Annotated in this window: 17 protein-coding genes; 10 read left to right on the top strand and 7 right to left on the bottom strand. The window is 55.4% G+C overall.

Annotation, left to right across the window (positions count from 1 at the left end; genetic code table 11):
* Positions 1 to 248: 248 nt before the first annotated feature.
* The 5 genes from pyrC to U5K34_RS03250 form a co-directional block, all read right to left on the bottom strand.
* A complete protein-coding gene (gene pyrC / locus U5K34_RS03270) occupies positions 249 to 1,283 on the bottom strand; it encodes a dihydroorotase (RefSeq protein WP_416224006.1) in 1,035 nt (344 codons plus the stop codon).
* A gap of 368 nt (positions 1,284 to 1,651) precedes the next feature.
* A complete protein-coding gene (locus tag U5K34_RS03265; protein WP_322567090.1) occupies positions 1,652 to 2,617 on the bottom strand; it encodes an HPP family protein in 966 nt (321 codons plus the stop codon).
* Positions 2,614 to 3,195, bottom strand: coding sequence for a DNA-3-methyladenine glycosylase I (locus U5K34_RS03260; RefSeq protein ID WP_322567089.1), 582 nt, complete (start codon positions 3,193 to 3,195; stop codon positions 2,614 to 2,616). The genes U5K34_RS03265 and U5K34_RS03260 overlap by 4 nt, the downstream gene beginning before the upstream one ends.
* Before the next feature lie 416 nt (positions 3,196 to 3,611).
* Positions 3,612 to 4,994, bottom strand: coding sequence for a class II fumarate hydratase (locus U5K34_RS03255; protein WP_322567088.1), 1,383 nt, complete (start codon positions 4,992 to 4,994; stop codon positions 3,612 to 3,614).
* An 11-nt stretch (positions 4,995 to 5,005) separates the two neighbouring features.
* On the bottom strand, positions 5,006 to 5,395 hold the full coding sequence (locus tag U5K34_RS03250; RefSeq protein WP_322567087.1) for a hypothetical protein: 390 nt from the start codon (positions 5,393 to 5,395) through the stop codon (positions 5,006 to 5,008).
* A 259-nt stretch (positions 5,396 to 5,654) separates the two neighbouring features.
* On the opposite strand from U5K34_RS03250, the gene pdhA reads away from it, so the two are divergent.
* The 10 genes from pdhA to U5K34_RS03200 all read left to right on the top strand — a co-directional run bounded on the left by pdhA (position 5,655) and on the right by U5K34_RS03200 (position 15,544).
* Positions 5,655 to 6,665: a pyruvate dehydrogenase (acetyl-transferring) E1 component subunit alpha gene (pdhA, locus tag U5K34_RS03245; RefSeq protein ID WP_322567086.1), complete on the top strand. Its 1,011-nt coding sequence runs from the start codon at positions 5,655 to 5,657 to the stop codon at positions 6,663 to 6,665.
* A gap of 14 nt (positions 6,666 to 6,679) precedes the next feature.
* Complete coding sequence (locus U5K34_RS03240; RefSeq protein WP_322567085.1) at positions 6,680 to 7,660, top strand: alpha-ketoacid dehydrogenase subunit beta; 981 nt, start codon at positions 6,680 to 6,682, stop codon at positions 7,658 to 7,660.
* Positions 7,661 to 7,735: 75 nt separating this feature from the next.
* Positions 7,736 to 10,876 (top strand): FAD-dependent oxidoreductase, encoded by a 3,141-nt coding sequence (locus U5K34_RS03235; RefSeq protein ID WP_322567084.1) that lies wholly within the window; start codon positions 7,736 to 7,738, stop codon positions 10,874 to 10,876.
* A 273-nt stretch (positions 10,877 to 11,149) separates the two neighbouring features.
* Complete coding sequence (locus tag U5K34_RS03230; protein ID WP_322567083.1) at positions 11,150 to 11,533, top strand: hypothetical protein; 384 nt, start codon at positions 11,150 to 11,152, stop codon at positions 11,531 to 11,533.
* Between the two features lie 18 nt (positions 11,534 to 11,551).
* A complete protein-coding gene (locus U5K34_RS03225; protein WP_322567073.1) occupies positions 11,552 to 12,781 on the top strand; it encodes an ISL3 family transposase in 1,230 nt (409 codons plus the stop codon).
* A complete protein-coding gene (locus U5K34_RS03220) occupies positions 12,774 to 13,634 on the top strand; it encodes an SIR2 family protein (RefSeq protein ID WP_322567082.1) in 861 nt (286 codons plus the stop codon). Before U5K34_RS03225 ends, U5K34_RS03220 begins: the two co-directional genes overlap by 8 nt.
* 233 nt (positions 13,635 to 13,867) lie before the next feature.
* On the top strand, positions 13,868 to 14,131 hold the full coding sequence (locus U5K34_RS03215) for a hypothetical protein (protein WP_322567081.1): 264 nt from the start codon (positions 13,868 to 13,870) through the stop codon (positions 14,129 to 14,131).
* Between the two features lie 228 nt (positions 14,132 to 14,359).
* Positions 14,360 to 14,680, top strand: a complete 321-nt coding sequence (locus tag U5K34_RS03210; protein ID WP_322567080.1) for an AAA family ATPase — start codon at positions 14,360 to 14,362, stop codon at positions 14,678 to 14,680.
* Positions 14,681 to 15,114: 434 nt separating this feature from the next.
* Positions 15,115 to 15,360, top strand: a complete 246-nt coding sequence (locus U5K34_RS03205; protein ID WP_322567079.1) for a hypothetical protein — start codon at positions 15,115 to 15,117, stop codon at positions 15,358 to 15,360.
* Positions 15,326 to 15,544, top strand: coding sequence for a hypothetical protein (locus U5K34_RS03200; protein ID WP_322567078.1), 219 nt, complete (start codon positions 15,326 to 15,328; stop codon positions 15,542 to 15,544). Before U5K34_RS03205 ends, U5K34_RS03200 begins: the two co-directional genes overlap by 35 nt.
* A 535-nt stretch (positions 15,545 to 16,079) precedes the next feature.
* Here the strand turns inward: U5K34_RS03200 and U5K34_RS03195 are convergent.
* On the bottom strand, positions 16,080 to 17,309 hold the full coding sequence (locus U5K34_RS03195) for an IS256 family transposase (protein ID WP_322567077.1): 1,230 nt from the start codon (positions 17,307 to 17,309) through the stop codon (positions 16,080 to 16,082).
* Positions 17,310 to 18,523: 1,214 nt separating this feature from the next.
* Positions 18,524 to 18,811, bottom strand: a complete 288-nt coding sequence (locus U5K34_RS03190; protein ID WP_416223997.1) for a TSUP family transporter — start codon at positions 18,809 to 18,811, stop codon at positions 18,524 to 18,526.
* Between the last annotated feature and the right edge of the window lie 19 nt (positions 18,812 to 18,830).

Raw genomic sequence — 18,830 nt, 5'->3', positions numbered from 1 at the left:
GACCCTGGTCCCGGTTTTTATCAGATTGGTGGGAGCGCCCCACGGGCGCGATTGCCGGGCGATGGTGGGGTCGCGGTCGTCGTCGCTCCCGGCGTCCTGCCTACCGCGACATTAGCACTTCCCTGTGCGTCGCCCGCTCCCACAGGTAAAGGCAGTTCTTGGTACTTAGTACTTAGTACTTAGAACTAAGTACTAAGAACTAAGAACTTAGAACTTAGAACTCAGCACTCAGCACTCAGCACTCAGCACTAATCTTTCATCCGCCAGTGAACCGTTTGTCCGGCACGCAGCGGAATCAACTCTTCCTCGCCAAATTTCATGCTGCTGGCCACTGTCCAGTCTTCGCGGATCAGGGTGATGCGATTGCTGTTGCGCGGCAGGCCGTAAAAATCGGCGCCGTAGTGGCTGGCAAAGCCTTCCAGCTTGTCCAGTGCACCGGCTTCCTCGAAGGCTTCGGCATACAGCTCCAGCGCGGCATGCGCGGAGTAGATCCCGGCGCAACCGCAACCCGATTCCTTGGCATGGCGCGGATGCGGGGCGCTGTCGGTGCCGAGGAAGAACTTGCCCGTGTCGCTGATGGCCGCCTTGAGCAACGCCTGGCGGTGTTGTTCGCGCTTGAGAATCGGCAGGCAGAAGTGGTGTGGATTCATGCCGCCGCGGAACATGGCATTGCGGTTCATCAACAGATGGTGCGGGGTGATGGTGGCGCCCAGGTTATCGGGACCGGCATGGACGAACTCGGCGGCCTGGCGGGTGGTGATGTGTTCCAGCACCACCTTGAGTGTCGGGAACCGCTCGAGTAACGGCCGCAGGGTGCGATCGATATACACCGCCTCGCGATCGAAGATATCGATGTCCGGTTCGGTGGCCTCGCCATGAATCAGTAACGGCAGCCCGGTTTGCGCCATTGCCTCGATGGCGTCCCAGGTTTTCTCGACCGCCGTGACACCCGCCGCCGAGTTGGTGGTGGCACCCGCGGGATAGAGCTTCACGGCATGCACATCCGGATGTCCGGCGGCTTTGCGGATTTCCTCCGCCGTGGTGTCATCGGTGAGGTACAGGGTCATCAACGGATTGAACGACGTCCCTTGCGGCAACGCAGCCAGAATCCGTTGCCGGTAAGCCAGGGCCTGATCGACCGTGGTCACCGGGGGCTTGAGATTGGGCATGATAATCGCACGGGCGAAGCGCCGGGCGGTATCGCCCAGCACGTCGGCTAAAACCGCGCCATCGCGCACATGCAGATGCCAGTCGTCCGGGCGGGTAAGGGTAATCTGATCCATCACGCTATTATGCATCTTATCCGGTTGGCGTTCTAGCAAAAGGCCGGGCCGGGTAATAAAGATATTCAAACCCTGTATTCCCCGATCCGTAGGAGCGGCTCGGCCGCGATAGCTCTATCCATGCGGCAAGGCCTGTCGCGCCGAAGGCGCTCCCGCCTTTCAGGCATTTCACGAAGCGGCGCGCAGGACGTCGAGACGCCGGGTCAAAAGGGGAGAGATCATCTTATCGTGGTGGAAAAACGCTGATGGTCCCGACGTTCTTTACCGGTGTCCCATCGCCACCCGCAGGACCATTCTTTTGTGTCCCCGCACACATTCATGCGCGGACTCATTGGTGCATCGACTGAATATGCCGGCGCTTTGCGGGTTTACGACCCCGGTTCGGATTCGATGGTCCCGCCGGGGCGAACCCAGTGGTCGCCCTGCTGCTCGACTTCGAAGCGTGCCCAGACGGCAAACTCCTCGCGGGTACAGGTGCCAGTGTTGTAACGGTCCTGACCGGCGACGATCTTGTAGATGACCTTGTCGCGAGCGGGATCCTCATGCGGGGACTCGTCGATAATGTGGCGTATCTGCCATTGATTACCGTGTTGCCCGTTGCTGTAGTAGCGATCGAGCTGGATGTCTTCCGGTCGCAGGCATTTGCTTTCGGAATAGTCGGAGGCCAGTGAATAAAGGCGCTTCAGATCGTCGGCGGTGATGTCCACCAGCAGATCCATCTTGCGCATGGCGTAATCCAGATCATCCTGCGAGAGGTGGGGTTCACGCTCTTCATTTTTTGTTTGTGCCGGGCTGCTTTGCGCTGCAGATTTCATCAGGCTGGCGGGATAACGGCGCCACGGAAAAAGATAATTGAATCCGATGGCGACCAGAAAGATGATAAATGAGTTCAGCAGAACGGGTGTCAGGACATACTGGTAACCGAGCGCATGAATGGCGTCGCCGCCAATCACCGCAGCCAGCGCGGAAGCCCCGCCCGGTGGATGAATGCAGGACATGTAATGCATCAGGGTGATCGCGATACCCACCGCCAGGGCGGCGGCAAGAAAGACATCGGGAACATACAGGTAACAGGTCATTCCGACCAGGGCGGAAATACCATTGCCGCCCAGTACGTTCCAGGGCTGGGACAACTTGCCGTGTGGTACCGCGAAGACCAGCACTGCCGAGGCACCCATGGACGGTACGATCATGGCGGCGCCTTCAAAGCCGGTGAAATAGTAACTGACGACCGCGATTAAAAAGATACCGACAAAGCCGCCGGCGCCGGAGGCAAGACGCTCCGCATGGCTGATCTGTTCGAAATCCAGACCGAAAAACGCTCTGACACTCATAGTGATTTTCCCAGTTTTAAAACTTCATTGTGCCGATAGCAGGCGGTGACATGGTCATTAACCATGCCGACAGCCTGCATGTAGGCATAACAAATTGTCGGGCCGACAAAGCGGAACCCGCGTTGCTTGAGATCCCGGCTCATGATTTGTGATGTTGTTGTCGAGGAAGGGACCTGTTGATCGGTTTTCCAGTGATTCTGGACGGGTTGGCCGTCGACAAATTGCCAGATATAACTGCTGAAATTTTCGTATTGTTCTTTGACGTGTAAAAATGCACGCGCATTGTTGACCGTGGCTTCTATCTTCAGGCGGTTACGAATAATATCGGGGTTTTGCAACAAACGTTCGATTTTACTGCTTGAAAAGCGGGCGATCTTTTCCGCATCGAAGTTGTGGAACAGGCGTCGATAAGCATCGCGTTTTTTCAGAACGGTGATCCAGCTCAGCCCGGCCTGGGCGCCTTCCAGAATCAGAAACTCGAATAACGTCCGATCATCGAAGACCGGCACACCCCATTCATGGTCGTGGTAGTCCAGATAAATTTGTTCGGGGCCGGCCCAGCCACAGCGTTTGGTCATGTTTCCCGCTTTTGTTCTAAATTTGCAAGGACGAACGGTTCAATACCGGGTCATGGATTCAAAAAAATGCTTCGCCCTCTGTTCCATCACGGCCGCTGGCTGGGCCGTGGCAAGCGCAGGATGACGAAGCAATCCACTATAAATTGAACTGGTATTCAAAATACTTGTTTAGAATAACAGAAAGCACGAGGTGGAGGTACTGCGGCATATCTTCGAGCGGGACATCACTGTTGTCGATAGTTTATATCGAAGTTAATGAATTATAGATGAGACAGGAACTGGCAGAATGCCAGGACGGGCTTTTATTCTTGTGCGTTTTAAAAGGGATTTGAACCGGAAGCGGGTTGTGCCATGACGACTTATCGTCGTCACGCACAGGCGGCTGCTGGATGCCACACAGTGCGGTGCCGAAGACGTCAGTCGTGAATGCCGCCCTGGGTCAATGTTGCCGGATCCAGCAGTTTTTTCAGTTCATCTTCGCTCAGATCGGTCATTTCCATAGCCACCTCGATCACCGGGCGGTTCTCGGCATAGGCGCGCTTGGCAATCGCCGCACCTTTTTCGTAACCGATGACCGGATTGAGGGCGGTGACCAGGATCGGGTTGCGATCCAGTGCGCTTTTAATCTGTTGTTCGTTGACCTTGAAGCCGGCAATGGCGCGATCGGCCAGCAGGCGGGCGGTGTTGCCCAGCAGCTGGATACTCTGTAACAGGTTAAAGGCGATCACCGGCAGCATGACATTCAGCTGAAAATTACCGGACTGGCCCGCGACGGTGATGGTGGTGTCGTTGCCCATCACCTGGGCGCTGACCATGGCGGCGGATTCGGGAATTACCGGGTTGATCTTGCCCGGCATGATCGAGCTGCCCGGTTGTAACGCCGGTAATTCGATCTCGCCCAGCCCGGCCAGCGGGCCGCTGTTCATCCAGCGCAGATCGTTGGCGATCTTCATGATGCTGACGGCAACGGTCTTGAGCTGGCCGCTGACTTCCACGGCCGTGTCCTGACTGGCCAGTCCGACAAACGGGTTGGCCATGGCACTGAAGTCGATGGCGGTCCGGGTTTTCAGTTCGCCGGCCACCGCCGGGCCAAAATCGGTATGGGCGTTAATGCCGGTGCCGACCGCGGTGCCGCCCTGCGGCAAGGCCTGCAGGCGGGGCAGGCTGTTTTGCAGGCGGGCGATGCCGTCGTGGATCTGATCCCGCCAGGCATTGAGTTCCTGTTGCAGGGTGACGGGCATGGCATCCATCAGGTGGGTGCGGCCGGTCTTGACCACGTCCTTGAGTTCGTTGCCCTTGTGATCGAGGGTTTCCGCCAGGTGCTGTAATGCCGGTAACAGTTGTTCGTGAAGTTCCAGCGCGGCACTGACCTGCAGGGCCGTGGGGATCACATCGTTAGAGCTCTGGCTCATGTTGACGTGATCGTTGGGGTGCACGGTCAGACTGTCGTCGCTGGCCAGGTGCGCGATCACCTCGTTGGCGTTCATGTTGGTGCTGGTGCCCGACCCGGTCTGAAAGACATCGATGGGAAACTGATCGTCAAACTCGCCGGCGGCCACACGCAGGGCCGCCTTTTTTATGGCCTCGGCCCGGGCGCTGTCCAGCAAGCCGAGTTGCCGGTTGGCTTCGGCGCAGGCGTGCTTGACCAGCCCCAGCGCGCGAATAAAGGCGCGCGGCAGGGGCAGGCCGCTGACGGGGAAGTTATCCACCGCGCGCTGGGTCTGCGCGCCGTACAGGGCCTCGGCCGGGACCCGCAGTTCACCCAGGCTGTCTTTTTCGGTTCGGTATTCCTGGCTCATCGATTTTCCTGTCAGGCTGATTCGCGAACTTCCCAGTCGCGGATTTTCTCTTCCACGACACGCCATTTTTCATCCTGTTCCAGCTCCAGCATGATGTCCTTGTTCAACACCACCGATTTGCCGTTGCGGGCGGACAGGGTTTCCTCGACCTCGAAAGCGAGTCGGCGCAGGGCCTGGGTCTTGATTCTAACCACTTTATAGGTCAGGCGGGCGAGCAGGTCGTGCTCGAACTCGTTTTTGCGCCGCTGGCGCCAGCCGTCATAGTCGATGGTCTCGTGGCCGGGAACGCCGTAGACCCGGACATAGGGCGAGACCAGGGCCATATGTTTTTCCAGATCCTGCATGGCCACGGACTTGCTCATGTTGTCGAGCCACTGATAGATCGCTTCTTCCTGAGACATGCTAAAACCCGATTTGTCTGACTGTGTGAGTGTCTGTTCGGGTCGGGTCATTCCCCTTGCGGGATGCCAACCGGTCCACAGTTTTTAATTTTAGTTGCTGATTTTAAAGGATAATTACGCTTTTGTAATCCGCCCGTAGACGGGATTTTTCTTGACCTTGTCGTTTAAAACGTCGATCATACGCGGCTTTGAATTGGGGGATGGGGTAGAATACCCGTAACATCTTCATTTAGCTGCAAAAAAATAGACAAGGATCCCTATGAAAGACGCGGACAAAAAACGCCTGCTGCGGGAAATGATGTTCTTCCGCCGCTTCGAGGATCGCACGTTCGAAGCCTATATGGAACGCAAGGTCGGTGGCTTTTTGCATCTCTATTCCGGCCAGGAAGCGGTGGCCACCGGGGTACTGGAGATGGCCAATGTCGGCAAGGGCCAGGAAAACGATTACGTCATCACCGGCTATCGTGACCACATTCACGCCATCAAGACTGGCGCCCAGCCGCGCGAAGTGATGGCGGAACTCTACGGCAAGGAGACCGGTTCCTCCAAGGGCCGCGGCGGCTCCATGCACATCTTCGATGCCAGCCAGAATTTCATGGGCGGTTACGCGCTGGTGGGGCAGCCGTTTCCGCTGGCCGCCGGCCTGGCGCTGGGCGCCAAGCACAAGGGCACCGACCAGATCGCCATCTGTTTTCTGGGCGACGGCGCTAACAACCAGGGCACCTTCCACGAGACCCTGAACATGGCCTCGGTCTGGGAACTGCCGGTGCTGTTCGTGTGCGAGAACAACCTGTACGCCATCGGCACCCACATCGATCGCTCCACCGCCGTGCGCGATCAGTACAAGCGCATCTGCGCCTATGACATGAAAGCCAGCCAGCACGACGGCATGGACATCGACACCGTGATGGAAGCGGCCAAAGAAGCCATCGATTACGTGCGCAAGGAACAAAAACCCTATTTCATTGAATTTATGACCTACCGCTATCGCGGCCACTCCATGTCCGACGCCAAGGGCTATCGCACCAAGGACGAGGAAGAAGAGTGGATGCAGCGCGATCCCATCCGTCTCTATAGTGAGCGGCTGATCGAGGCCGGTATCGTTAGCGATGATGAGATCAAGGCGATGGACAAGGCGATCGATGACGAGATCGAAAACGACATCATCAAGTTCGCCGAAGAGAGTCCGGAACCGAAGGTCGAGGATCTGAACAAATACGTACTGGACGATAACCCGGATCCGCGCTGGGTCGGGCCACTGCATAAATAAGAGGATAGACAAGAATGGCAGAAACGGCATATTGGGAAGCGATCCGCCGGGCCCACGATGAAGAGATGGCGAACGATCCGATGGTCATCGCCATGGGCGAGGACATCGGCGTCGTTGGCGGCACCTACAAGGCCACCTTCGGCCTGTACGACAAGTACGGTCCGCAGCGCATCATCGATACCCCCATTTCCGAAAACTCCTACACCGGCATCGGCATCGGCGCCTCCATGGTCGGCATGCGTCCTGTGATCGAGATCATGTCCATCAACTTCGCACTGCTGGCGCTGGATACCCTGATCAACGCGGCCGCCAAGATCCGCTACATGTCCGGCGGCCAGATCGCCTGTCCCATCGTCATGCGGACCCCGGGCGGCACCGCGCACCAGCTGGCGGCCCAGCACTCGGCCCGCCTGGCGCGCATGTTCATGTCCACTTCCGGCCTGCGCGTGGTCACCCCGCGCGGCCCGCTGGACGCCTACGGCATGCTCAAGTCCGCGATTCGCTCCAACGACCCGGTGATCATCATCGAGCACGAGCAGATGTATAACCTCAAAGAAGAGATTCCCGACGAGGAATACTTCCGTCCGCTGGAAGGCGCCGAGGTGGTGCGCGAGGGCAGCGATATCACCTTAATCGGTTACAACTTCAGCGTGCACCTGTGCCTGGAAGCGGCCAAGCGCCTGGAAGCCGACGGCATCAGCGCCGAGGTCGTCGACCTGCGCGCCCTCAAGCCGATCGATCGCGAAACCATCCGCACCTCGGTGGAGAAGACCCACCGCGCGGTCGTGGCCGAGGAAGACGAAGCCCCGGTCGGTGTCGGTTCGGAGATCATCACCGGCATCATCGAGGACTGCTTCTTCGCGCTCGATTCCCAGCCCGTGCGGATCCACGCCGCCGACGTCCCGGTGCCGTACAACGCCAAACTGGAAAAAGCCGCGATCCCGAGCGCCGACGACGTCTACCACGGCGCCCTCAAGGCCCTCGGCAAGATCTAAAAATGTAGGCCGGGTCGCGACCCGGCGGTCGGCCGGCCCGGTGGCCGGCCCACAGCTTAAAGAATACGGAAAATCATGGCTGAAGCTTATACGATTAAAATGCCCCAGCTCTCCGACACCATGACCGAAGGCGTGGTGGTCAGCTGGGAGAAGAACATCGGCGACAAGGTCGAGCGCGGCGACATCGTCGCCACGGTCGAGACCGACAAGGCGATCATGGACGTGGAAGTGTTCCGCGCGGGTTACCTGTCCGGGCCGCTGCAGCCGGTGGATGCCACCATCCCGGTGGGCGAGGCGATGGGTTACCTGGTCGCCAGCGAAGACGAGGTCCAGGCCGAAGGCGCCGCCGCCCCGGCCGCCAGTAGCGGTGGCGAAGCCGCCCCGGCCGGGGAAGCCGCCGCCCCCGAGACCGAACAGGCCGCCGCGCCCGCCGAAGCTGCGAATGTTGAAGTGGCCCCGGCCGAGGACGCCTACACCATTAAAATGCCCCAGCTCTCCGACACCATGACCGAGGGCGTCATGGTCAGCTGGGAGAAATCGATCGGCGACAAGGTCGAGCGCGGCGATATCGTCGCCCAGGTCGAGACCGACAAGGCGATCATGGACGTGGAGGTGTTCCGCGAGGGCTACCTCTCCGGCCCCATGGCCGAGACCGACGCCACCATCCCGGTGGGCGAGGCCATCGCCTACCTGGTCAGCGACGCCGCTCACGTGCTCGACAGCAAGAAAGCCGCCAGCAGCAGCGCCCCGGCGGCGGCCGCCGCCGCGAGACCCAAATCCGAGCCGGCCGGTACCGCCAAGCCCAAGACCCGCATCGCGGCCCAGCCGCACGGCGCCACCCCCGCGCCGCGGCCGATGAACAAGAACGCGACCCCGTACGCCCGCCAGCTGGCCGGTGCCCACGGCATCGATCTCAACAGCGTGCCGGGCACCGGGCCGGGCGGCGCCATCGTCGCCGCCGACGTACTCAACAGCAACATCCAGAAGTCGACCACCCAGCGCATCTACCAGGTGCCGGGCGAAGGCCGGCCGATGACCGCGATGGAAAAGGCCGTGGCGCACAACATGGAATATTCGGTTTCCATGCCGCTGTTCCGCGTCACCAGCCACATCGATCCGAGCGCGCTGAAGACCACCTCCAAGGCCAAGGGCTTCTCGCTGACCGTGACCCTGGCCAAGGCCGCCGCGCTGGCCATCGACAAGCATCCGGTGATCAACGCCGTCTACCAGCATGAAGATCGCATTGTCGAGCGCGAGCAGATCGACATCGGCCTGGCGGTGGAAACCGAGGGCATGGGTCTGGTGGTACCGGTGCTGCGCGATGCCGGCAACCGCGAGGTGGCCGACCTGGCCGCCGGCTGGAAGGACCTGGTGGACCGCGCCCGCGCCCGCCGCCTCAAACCGGACGAATACTCCAACCCGACCTTCACCATCTCCAACATGGGGATGCTGGGCGTCAGCCAGTTTGACGCGATTCCCTCGCCGGGGACCTCGGCGATCTTCGCGATTGCCACCGTCGGCCCGCAGGGCATGCCGGTGACCATCACCGCCGACCATCGCATCGTCAACGGCGCCGACGCCGCCAAGTTCCTCGGCACCTTCAAGGAACTGGTCGAGAACCCGACCTGGCTGGATGCCGCCGCCGCGCCGGCAGCGGGTATGGCGGCCAGTACCGGCAGCGCCAGCACGACCGCCGCCGCCCCGGCCAGTGAACCGAGCTTCAAGCTGCCCGAGGGCGACTGGGATTACGACGTGGTCGTCATCGGCGGCGGCCCCGGCGGCGAAGATTGCGCCCGGGATCTGAAAGACCACGGCTACAAGGTCGCCATGATCAACGACTCGCCGTTCCCCGGCGGTGAATGCCTGTGGCGCGGTTGCATCCCCTCCAAGGCGTGGCGCGCGGCGGCGGACAAGATTCGCGATCGCGCCCACGACAAGCTGCTCGGCATCAAGGGCACCGCCAAACCCGAGCTGGAATGGACTAGCCTGGAAAAACACCGTCGCGGCGTGCTCGAAGAGCGCGGCAAGATGGCGCTCAACACCGACAAGGGTGTGAAGATCGACGTCATCCAGGGCTTCGCCCGCTTCGAGGACGATCACACCGTCAGTGTCGACACCGGCGGCAACCAGAAAGACCCGCACACCCGCGCCCCGATGGGCGACGGCAGCAAGACCAGGAAGATCACCTTCGGCGCGGCGGTCATCGCCACCGGCGCCCCGCCGTTCGTGCCGCCGATCCCCGGCGCCGACACCGGCGTGGATAACGGCGGCGTGCTCACCTCCGACACCGTCTGGGGCCTCAAAGACGCGCCCAAACGCCTGGGCGTGATCGGCGGCGGCGCCATCGGCGTCGAGATGGCGCAGATCTTCCAGGACTTCGGCGCCAAAGTGCTGCTGCTCGAAGGCAACGACCGCATTTTGGCCGAAGTCGAGCCGGAAGTAGCCAAAAACCTCACCGCCGTATTGAATGACGACCCGCGCCTCACGATCGAGACCTCCGCGAAAGTGAAGGAACTCAAGGGCGAGCCGGGCAAGATGAAGATCGTCTACGAGGGCAGTGACGGCAAGGACCACACCTACAGCTGCGACTACGTGATCATGGCCACCGGCAAACGCCCGGTGCTGGATCCGCTGCAGCTGGACAAGGCCGGCGTCGAAACCGACAAGGGTGTCATCAGCGCCGATGCCCAGTGCCGCACGAATGTGCCGCACATCTTCGCCGTGGGCGATGTCATCGGTGGGTTAATGCTCGCTCACACCGCCGGCCAGCAGGGCCGCGTCGCCGCCATGACGATGGCGGGTGAATCTGCTGCCTACGACCAGGCCAAAGACTCGGGCGTCATCTTCACCCGCCCGCAGGCCGCGTTCGTCGGGCTGTCTTCCGACCAGGCCAAAGAGCAGGGCATCGACGCCGCCGAGATCAAGGTGCCGATGAGCGTCGACGCCAAGGCCATGATCACCGGCGAGACCCAGGGGCTGATCAAGATCGTCGCCGAGAAGACCAGCCACCGGGTCATCGGTGTGCACTTCCTGGCCGATCACGCCGACACCCTGATCGGCGAGGGCGTGATGATGGTCGCCGGCGACCTGACCCTGGAACAGGTCGGCCAGGCCATCCACCCGCACCCGACCCAGACCGAGCTGTTCGGGGACCTGGCGCGGCGGCTGTCTTCACGGCTCAAGCGGGCTGAGAAAAGGGCGGCGAAGAAGAAATAACTCTCCTTCTATCCCCTCTCCCCTTCGGGGAGAGGGTTAGGGAGAGGGGTCGATATTCCAACCCCCCGCAACCTGCAGTACAAAGGGACGCTTCGGCGTCCCTTTTGTTTTTGCGTGCCTCGAAAATCCGTGACGACCGTCTAGACTAGGGGAATTCCCTCATTTAAATCGTGGATTGGGTGGGGTAGGGTTGGTAGGTAGTGAATAGTTACTCAGTATATTTAGTGGCAGCACTTTGGTCGTTTGATTTTTCTGATAGCAACAATAAATATTGTGGACTTCGACAAGGAAGTAGATAAGAACAAGATCATGCAGAATATTAATTTCGAATATGGTTTAGATATCATGCTGGATTCCCTGCTTAACGATAGGCTAGCACTATTGGCTGGAGCAGGTTTGTCAATGGCGCCTCCAAGTTGTTTACCATCTGCGGCACATATTGCAGCTGAAGCAAAACGGAGATATGACGCGACATATGGAGCAACTAGAGCCCCATTAGCGGAAGGAATTGAAGAACAAGCAGAGTTTTTCTTTCAGCGTGGGGAGCTTGATACTATTTTTATTGGTTCCTCTCGCGGATCGGTGCACGGAGAAACGCGTAAATCAGTTGAAAAGCATGAGCCTCATCAGGTACTTAGAAGTTGCGAAGCTAACTAGGTATCTGGGAGGAGACTCATGCTTGTTGAAAGTTTGATTAAAGAGACGGTGGAATTGCAAGGATTTCGTGTGGTGATGGTACAGAAAACAGGGCATGGACTGGAGGCGACGCTGACCGCTGACAGGCGTTTTACGCCTTGCTGCGGCGCCTGTGGCAAGCCCGCCGCCTACCGCGACACTCGCGCTGTTCGTCGTTTTCGCCACGTGCCGCTGTGGGGTATTGATGTACAGCTGCTCTATGCCCCGCGCCGCGTGAGCTGCAAGCAATGTGATGGGATCCATGTCGAAGCGATGCCCTGGGTCTCGGGGCAGCGGCGCTTTACCCGAGCGCTGATGGTGACATTGGCTACATGGGCACGGGTGTTGACCTGGAAGCAGGTGGCGGCTCTGTTTCGCTGTTCGTGGTGCACCGTGGAAGCGGCGGTTGATGAGGCGGTCGCCTATGGCCTTGCCCACCGAGACCTTTCGCAGGTGACCCACATTGGCATTGATGAGATCTCTCGCAAGCGTGGGCATGTGTATGTCACTAACGTCTATGACCTTAAGAGCCGACAGTTGCTGTGGAGCGGTGAGGGCCGCGCCAAAGAAACGCTGGAAGGCTTCTTTGACTGGTTCGGCGAGGAGCGCACCGCACAGCTTGAGGGTGTTTGCTGCGATATGTGGCAGCCTTACGCTGATGTGGTCAAGACCAAGGCGCCCAAGGCGATTCTGGTGTTCGACAAGTTTCATATCGTTCAGCATTTGACCAAGGCCGTGGACCAGGTAAGACGTGATGAGATCCGGGAAAAGGGCCAGGAGCACAAAGCTCTGATGAGCAAGACCCGGTACATCTGGTTGAAGAATCCCTGGAACCTCACCGACAAGCAGCAGGCTCGGTTATCGGAACTCGAACATCTGAATCTCAAGATCAATCGTGCCTACCTGCTCAAAGAGAGCTTTCGTGAATTCTGGACCTACACCTACGCCGGTTGGGCTGAACGCTACCTGAACAATTGGTTCTGGTGGGCAACCCATTCACGCCTCAAGCCGATGCGTGAATTTGCCTGGATGCTTCGGCGCCATCAGGATGACCTGATGAATTATTTCAGGATGCCCATCCACAACGGCACTGTGGAAGGGCTGAATAACAAGGCAAAGGTGATAAGCCATAAGGCTTATGGATTTCGTTCAGCAAAGAGCTATATTCGGAATCTATATCACTGCATGGCAGGGCTATCCTTACCCAAAACCGTGCATACATTTGCGTGACGAACCTTATTTTAGCAAGCTTATTGATAAACATGCTTTCAGTAGTCAACCTAATAATGGTCATTACGCTGTTGCTGACATGCTTCTCGTAAGTTGTATAAAGACAGCAATAACTACAAATGTTGATACGCTTATTGAAACAGCTGGTGAGTATATTTTTGGAACAATTGAAGCGGGAATTGACGGGTATGAGGTTGCTGCATTATCCCCAGATGTCTCTCCACTACTAAAGATACATGGATGCAGATCTCGAGATTGGAAGAACATGATTTGGGCTCCGGGGCAATTAGAAGTTGATCCTGTAAAACAACGAATATTAAACAGTGAAACATGGCTTAGGGCGAATCTGTTAAATAAAGATATTTTGGTTGTTGGGTTTTGGACAGATTGGGACTATCTCAATCAAGTGCTAGCTGCAACACTAGGCGCTATAAGTCCTTCGCGCATTGTGGTGGTGGATCCCTCAGATACTGGGACATTCATAGAAAAGGCTCCAGAGCTTTTCGATCTGGGTGATCGTGCGACAGATATATTTGCACATGTACAAGCATCAGGATCAGATTTTCTTGATTCACTAAGGCGGAAGTTTTCACAGACATACATACGAAAAGTTTTATATTCAGGTAAAGATGATTACTATGCTGATACTGGATATGAACCAGATCCGGGCTGGCTTGAACCACAAACTGATGATAATTACACATTATGGAGTATAAGACGAGATTTAGAAGGTTGTGGACCGAACGTACCTGCAACTAGGAAACAGCCGCATCCAGGTGAAACACTTTTGGGGTTGACACTTCTAAAACTTCAAGCTGGGGTGCTGTTCAGGATGGACCTTACTGGTCAATAAAACAACAGAAAGTGAGAATAATTAGCAGCAGTTAATAAGTATCTACATAAAGTCGAAGGAGAGTTCGAGCATGAAACAGCACCTACAATTGCGCCTGATATTATAATTGCTGTTGGTGCAGAAGGTACGGAGCTGCCAAGTAATATAGCCAGAGCGGAAAACAATTCGACGATTATCAGAGGCGAAAAGAGTAGATGGATGACAAGATATGATGCTTTGCAGGAATTAGGCTTATGATTGATATATTAACTGATAGTTCAAATATCCTTAGAGAATATGGGTACAAAATAGATAGATTATTTGTGGATGAGAAAGAAGTACTTGCTTTCGAAGATGCAACAGTAATTGGGTTTTTATTTGCATATGATAGTTCTGATCAGTTGATCAACAATTGGGAGAAAGATTCTGATCGGGTTATAGTCAATCAGCAGCTTGGTTACGTCGTGCTGGTAAAAAGCATGGAATACATATACAATTTTTCTTGCTACAGAAGGTGACGACATTAAAAAATATTCTATTCTATCAGCAATAGAAGAGAATCTTTCAGCTACACGTAAAATAGCGCGCACGCGGATACACGATAATTTAGATTTAAGAGAAGCGCTGCTGGTGCTGCTTCCTATTCAGGCCGCCCCTAAGTTAGAAGCGATAGACATGAAGGAAGAAATACATCAGCGTGCAACTGAATTGCCTTCACGTGTAATTGATGCTTTCCTCGTCTGAGGATGAGTCAACTATTCTTCATATTCTTGAGGAGGAGGCATGCAGCTATATCCTATTTAGAATTGAATGGATTTCGAGGTTATAACAAAAAGCTGAGAATAGATTTTGCAGAATCCTTTACAATAATTGACGGGCGGAATGGTGTTGGAAAGAGTTCAATATTTGATGCGATAGAGTTTGCGCTGACAGGTAATTTGAGAAGTATGATTCTCAAAAAGCAGCAGGTGAAACTTCTTCTGATTATATTTGGTGGAGAGGGGAGGGTGAGAGCCCAAAAGAAAGGTACGTTACTCTCGGTTTTATTGATAGAGATGAAGAGATAAGTGTTACTCGTAAAGAATTCGAGAAACCTGACGAAAAGACTCTAAACTATTTAGTTTATAAACTTTGCGATCAATTCCATTCGCCTGAAAACCCAATAAGCCAATTATGTTCAAATGCAATTATTCGAGACGAACAGATTACCAAGCTTAGCCTTGACCTAAAAGAGACAGATAGGTATGCGTTATTAAGAAATACATTTGGGTGCTAATAACGCTGATGCATGGACTGAACGTGGCTCGAAATTAGTTACGAAAGCTAAGCAGAAAACAAGCTCTATCCAACAAGAGATCGCCCAAGTCAACTTGAAGTTGACTGCTGAACTACGTCGTCTCGATGAGGTTAGAGCTAGCGCGTTGTCACGAGAGCGCTTTAAGTGAGGTTGTCGAACGTTTGAGGGGGTTTTTAGATTGCTGATGTCGCTCCAGATGAATTGGTGGAGCGTGTTCGCGAAGAGATTACAGCTGTAACAGATAAGTTAAGTGTTTTACATACGTTGTCTCAAAATTGGGCGACAATTGATGAAGAGCGAAAACGAATAATTCAAATTGAAAAAGATTTTGAGAAAGCGAATTCAGAAAAGAAAAATGCAACAGATGAATTAGAAAAACTTATTTCAAATCCTCCTGAAATTTCTGCATCTAAATATGAAGAAGATGCTAAAAATCTCTTTTACGTTTAGCAACGCTTGGGCGCCACAATTGGTTTTGCATGATGGTAAATGTCCTTTGTGTGCTAAAGGACAGTCACATGAGGAGTTTTCTTATGGGATCGAAAATGCTGAAAATCTTGCCAAGAAACTAAGTGAAAATGCAGAGGCAGTAAGCCAGTACGAACAAGAAAAAAATCTGCTGAAAAGAGATTGAAGTCGGCTAATCAGTTAGTTGAAGAATTAGAGTATCTTCGTAAAGAAGCAAACAATAAAATAATAAGTTTCGATGAGGTGTTGAGATCGCAAAATATTTCAGCCGAAGCAACTACGTGAATCAAGTTCTGGACGATGGAGGAAGATTTACAAGAAAAGTTAACTAGGCAAAAAAAGAACTATGCTGGTAAAAACCTACAATCAGAACCGAATTAGAGCGAGCTCAACATGTAGTGGAAAATACAAAGACTAGATTATCAACTTTTTAAGAAAGAAATGCTGGCCGTGCAATGTGGAAAATGGCGCGGGTTTCTACGATGCTGCGCGACGAGCGGCTAGTGAAACATTAAATCGAGCGCTTGGATAAAGTGCTCCCATTAATGTCAGAGCTCTATAGTAGTTTGCGCCCACATCCAATTTGGTATGATATGGAATATTTCTATAAGAGGAGATGTTAGGCGTTTTATGACCTTTAGAGTCGGTGATGAATTAAACCCACAATTTGAGACTGTAAATAATTCTGTGTAACTGCCCGGTTAGAACTGCTCCGGCATTCTATCCGGAAACTCAATCATAAAACGATTCAAGGCGTCCTTCCAATGGTGAATGGGCATGGTCCATTTCTTGGAGGCCGCCTGCATGGCCAGATAGACGACCTTGAGTGCCGCGTCGTCATTCGGAAAGACCTTACGGTTGTTGACGGCCTTACGGATAACGCTATTGAGGGATTCGATAGCGTTGGTGGTGTAAATTACTTTACGAATATCATCCGGGTAGTTAAACAGGGTGATGAGATTCGGCCAGTGTTTGCGCCAGGCCGTGCTGATGGACGGAAACTTCTCATCCCAGCGCTCGGCAAAGGCGGCCAGCTCTCGCTCGGCCTCCTCGACAGTGAGGGAGGCGTAGATCTTTTTCAGGTCAGCGGCAACGGTCTTGCGTTCTTTCCAGGAGACGAATTTTAGCGAGTTGCGCACCATATGCACGATGCATAGCTGGATCTGGGTCTTCGGGTAAACGGTGTTAATGGCTTCCGGGAAGCCTGTCAGCCCATCCACCGAGGCGATGAAAATGTCCTTCAGGCCCCGTTGTTGCAGTTCGGTGAGCACGGACAGCCAGAACTTGGCGCCCTCGTTTTCCGCGAGCCACAGCCCCAGCAGTTCTTTCTGGCCGTCCAGGTTGATGCCCAGCGCCAGGTAAATGGCTTTGTTGATGACGCGTTTGTCCTGACGGATCTTCACCCGGATGCAGTCGAGATAGACGATGGGATAGACCTCATCCAGGGGTCGGGATTGCCATTGCTGGACCTGTTCCAGCACCTGCTCGGTGACCCGTGAAATCAGCGTAAGTGAGACCTCAACGCCGTACAGTTCCAACAAGGTGGAAGCTATGTCCCGCGTGCTCATGCCCTTGCTGTAGAGCATGATGATCTTGTCGTTGAAAATCGGTAGCCGGGTCTGGTTTTTGGAGATAATGAGCGGCTCAAATTCCCCGTTGCGGTCCCGGGGAATGGCAATTGGCAGCTCGCCAAGCTCGCCCTTCAAGGTTTTACTGCTGTAACCGTTACGGCTGTTGCCGCTATGCTGACCGGCTTTGTCATGCTTGGGATAGCCAAGGTGGTCATCCATCTCGCCTTCGAGCATAGCTTCAAAGGTTTTTTGGCGCAGCAAGCGGGTGAGGTCCTCGAGTTCCTCCGGTGTTTTGATGCTGTTCACCAGGGCTTCAAGCTGCGGGTCGATATCGGTTTTGGTTTTTGTTCTTCTGCTCATGTGTCTTTTCCTTTATTATCAAGGGTATGGGACTTTGAGCAGTTACACAATTTAATTTACAGTCTCCACAATTTCTTTCTCTAGTGGCAAGTTAGGCAACCGGCTTAGCCTTTCTATTATCTGTGAATCTTTCTTTGGCGTGGAGTAAGTCAAAATATCATGTTTGATGATCCTGTACAACATGTGGATGATTTTCGTACTGTACATTTGGCAGAATTAGCTGCTCAACTAGTTATGAGTGGGAAACAAGTTATATGTGCGAGTTGAAGACCCTGCGCTTGCTGAACTCCTTTGCGAGAACGACTTCCAGCTAAATCGAAAGTGTCTGCGAAGAGAGTTACTTTGGGTCCAGGCGAGGATGGCGCCTTAGTTCAAACTATCAGAAAAAACAATTACACCTCATCTGATAAACTCATTGATAGTTACAAGTGATAGCGCACCTCATACTAACTAGTGAAACGATATTTGGGGTCAGAGTGAACCTCCCCCGGTTTCACGAATAAAAATTAAAGGGGTCAAAGCCCTTTACAGGTGGCCTCGGTTCAGCCCCACCCGCCCAGCGGAAGAAGGCGGGGCCCGGGATAGACAGGGCGGGGCGTGAATTAAAGGGGTCAAAGCTCTTTACAGGTGGCCTGGGTTCAGCCCCACCGCCCAGCGAAAGGCGGGGCCAGGGATCGACGGGCGTGGTCATGGGACACAAGGATCTGTCCGCTGCGGGATCTCCGGTGAAGGGAAAGCAGAGGCGCGAGTCAGAGAGCTTCCCGGCCAGCAGCAGAGAAAGCGGCGCCGCGAATCAGCTTCTCGAGCGTGGCCGGCATTCAGGCGGCGGTTCATCAGGCGGGCGCCCAGGTATCCGCCCACCACTGCGGCGACGCCGACGGCGGCAAGAAGCGCCCAGTCCATCGCGACGAATTGCAAATAGGTAGGGAACCCGCCCGCCGAGGAAAACGGGATAGCGAAGCTGACGGGGTGCGGGCGGCGGACTTCACCTCATGTCCCAGCAGCACCAGCGCCAAAATTAAAGGGGTCAAAGCCCTTGCCGGTGGCCTGGGTTCAGCCCCACCGCCCAGCGAAAGGCGGGGCCGGGATAAAGACGGGCGGGGCGTGGTCGTGGGACACGAATCTGTCCGCTGCGGAATCTCAGGTGAAAAGGGAAAGCAGAGGCGCGGTAGGAAGCTTCCCGCAGCAGCAGAAGCAGCACCGAATTAAAGGGGTCAAAGCCCTTGCAGGTGGCCTGGGTTCAGCCCCACCGCCCAGCGGAAGGCGGGGCCAGGGATCGACGGGCGGGGCGTGGTCGTGGGACACGAATCTGTCCGCTGCGGGATCTCAGGTGAAGGGGAAAGCAGAGGCGCGGTCAGAAGCTTCCCGGCCAGCAGCAGAAGCAGCACCGCGATCAGCTTCTTGACGTGGCCGGCATTCAGGCGGCGGTTCATCAGGCGGGCGCCCAGGTATCCGCCCACCACTGCGGCGACGCCGACGGCGGCAAGCAGCGCCCAGTCCATCGCGACGAGAATCGCAGAT

This window comes from Thiohalophilus sp., assembly GCF_034521165.1.
In the GTDB taxonomy this organism is placed as follows: domain Bacteria; phylum Pseudomonadota; class Gammaproteobacteria; order UBA6429; family Thiohalophilaceae; genus Thiohalophilus.
Note: the sequence above shows the minus strand (reverse complement) of the source record. Positions and strands in the feature narration are given on the sequence as shown.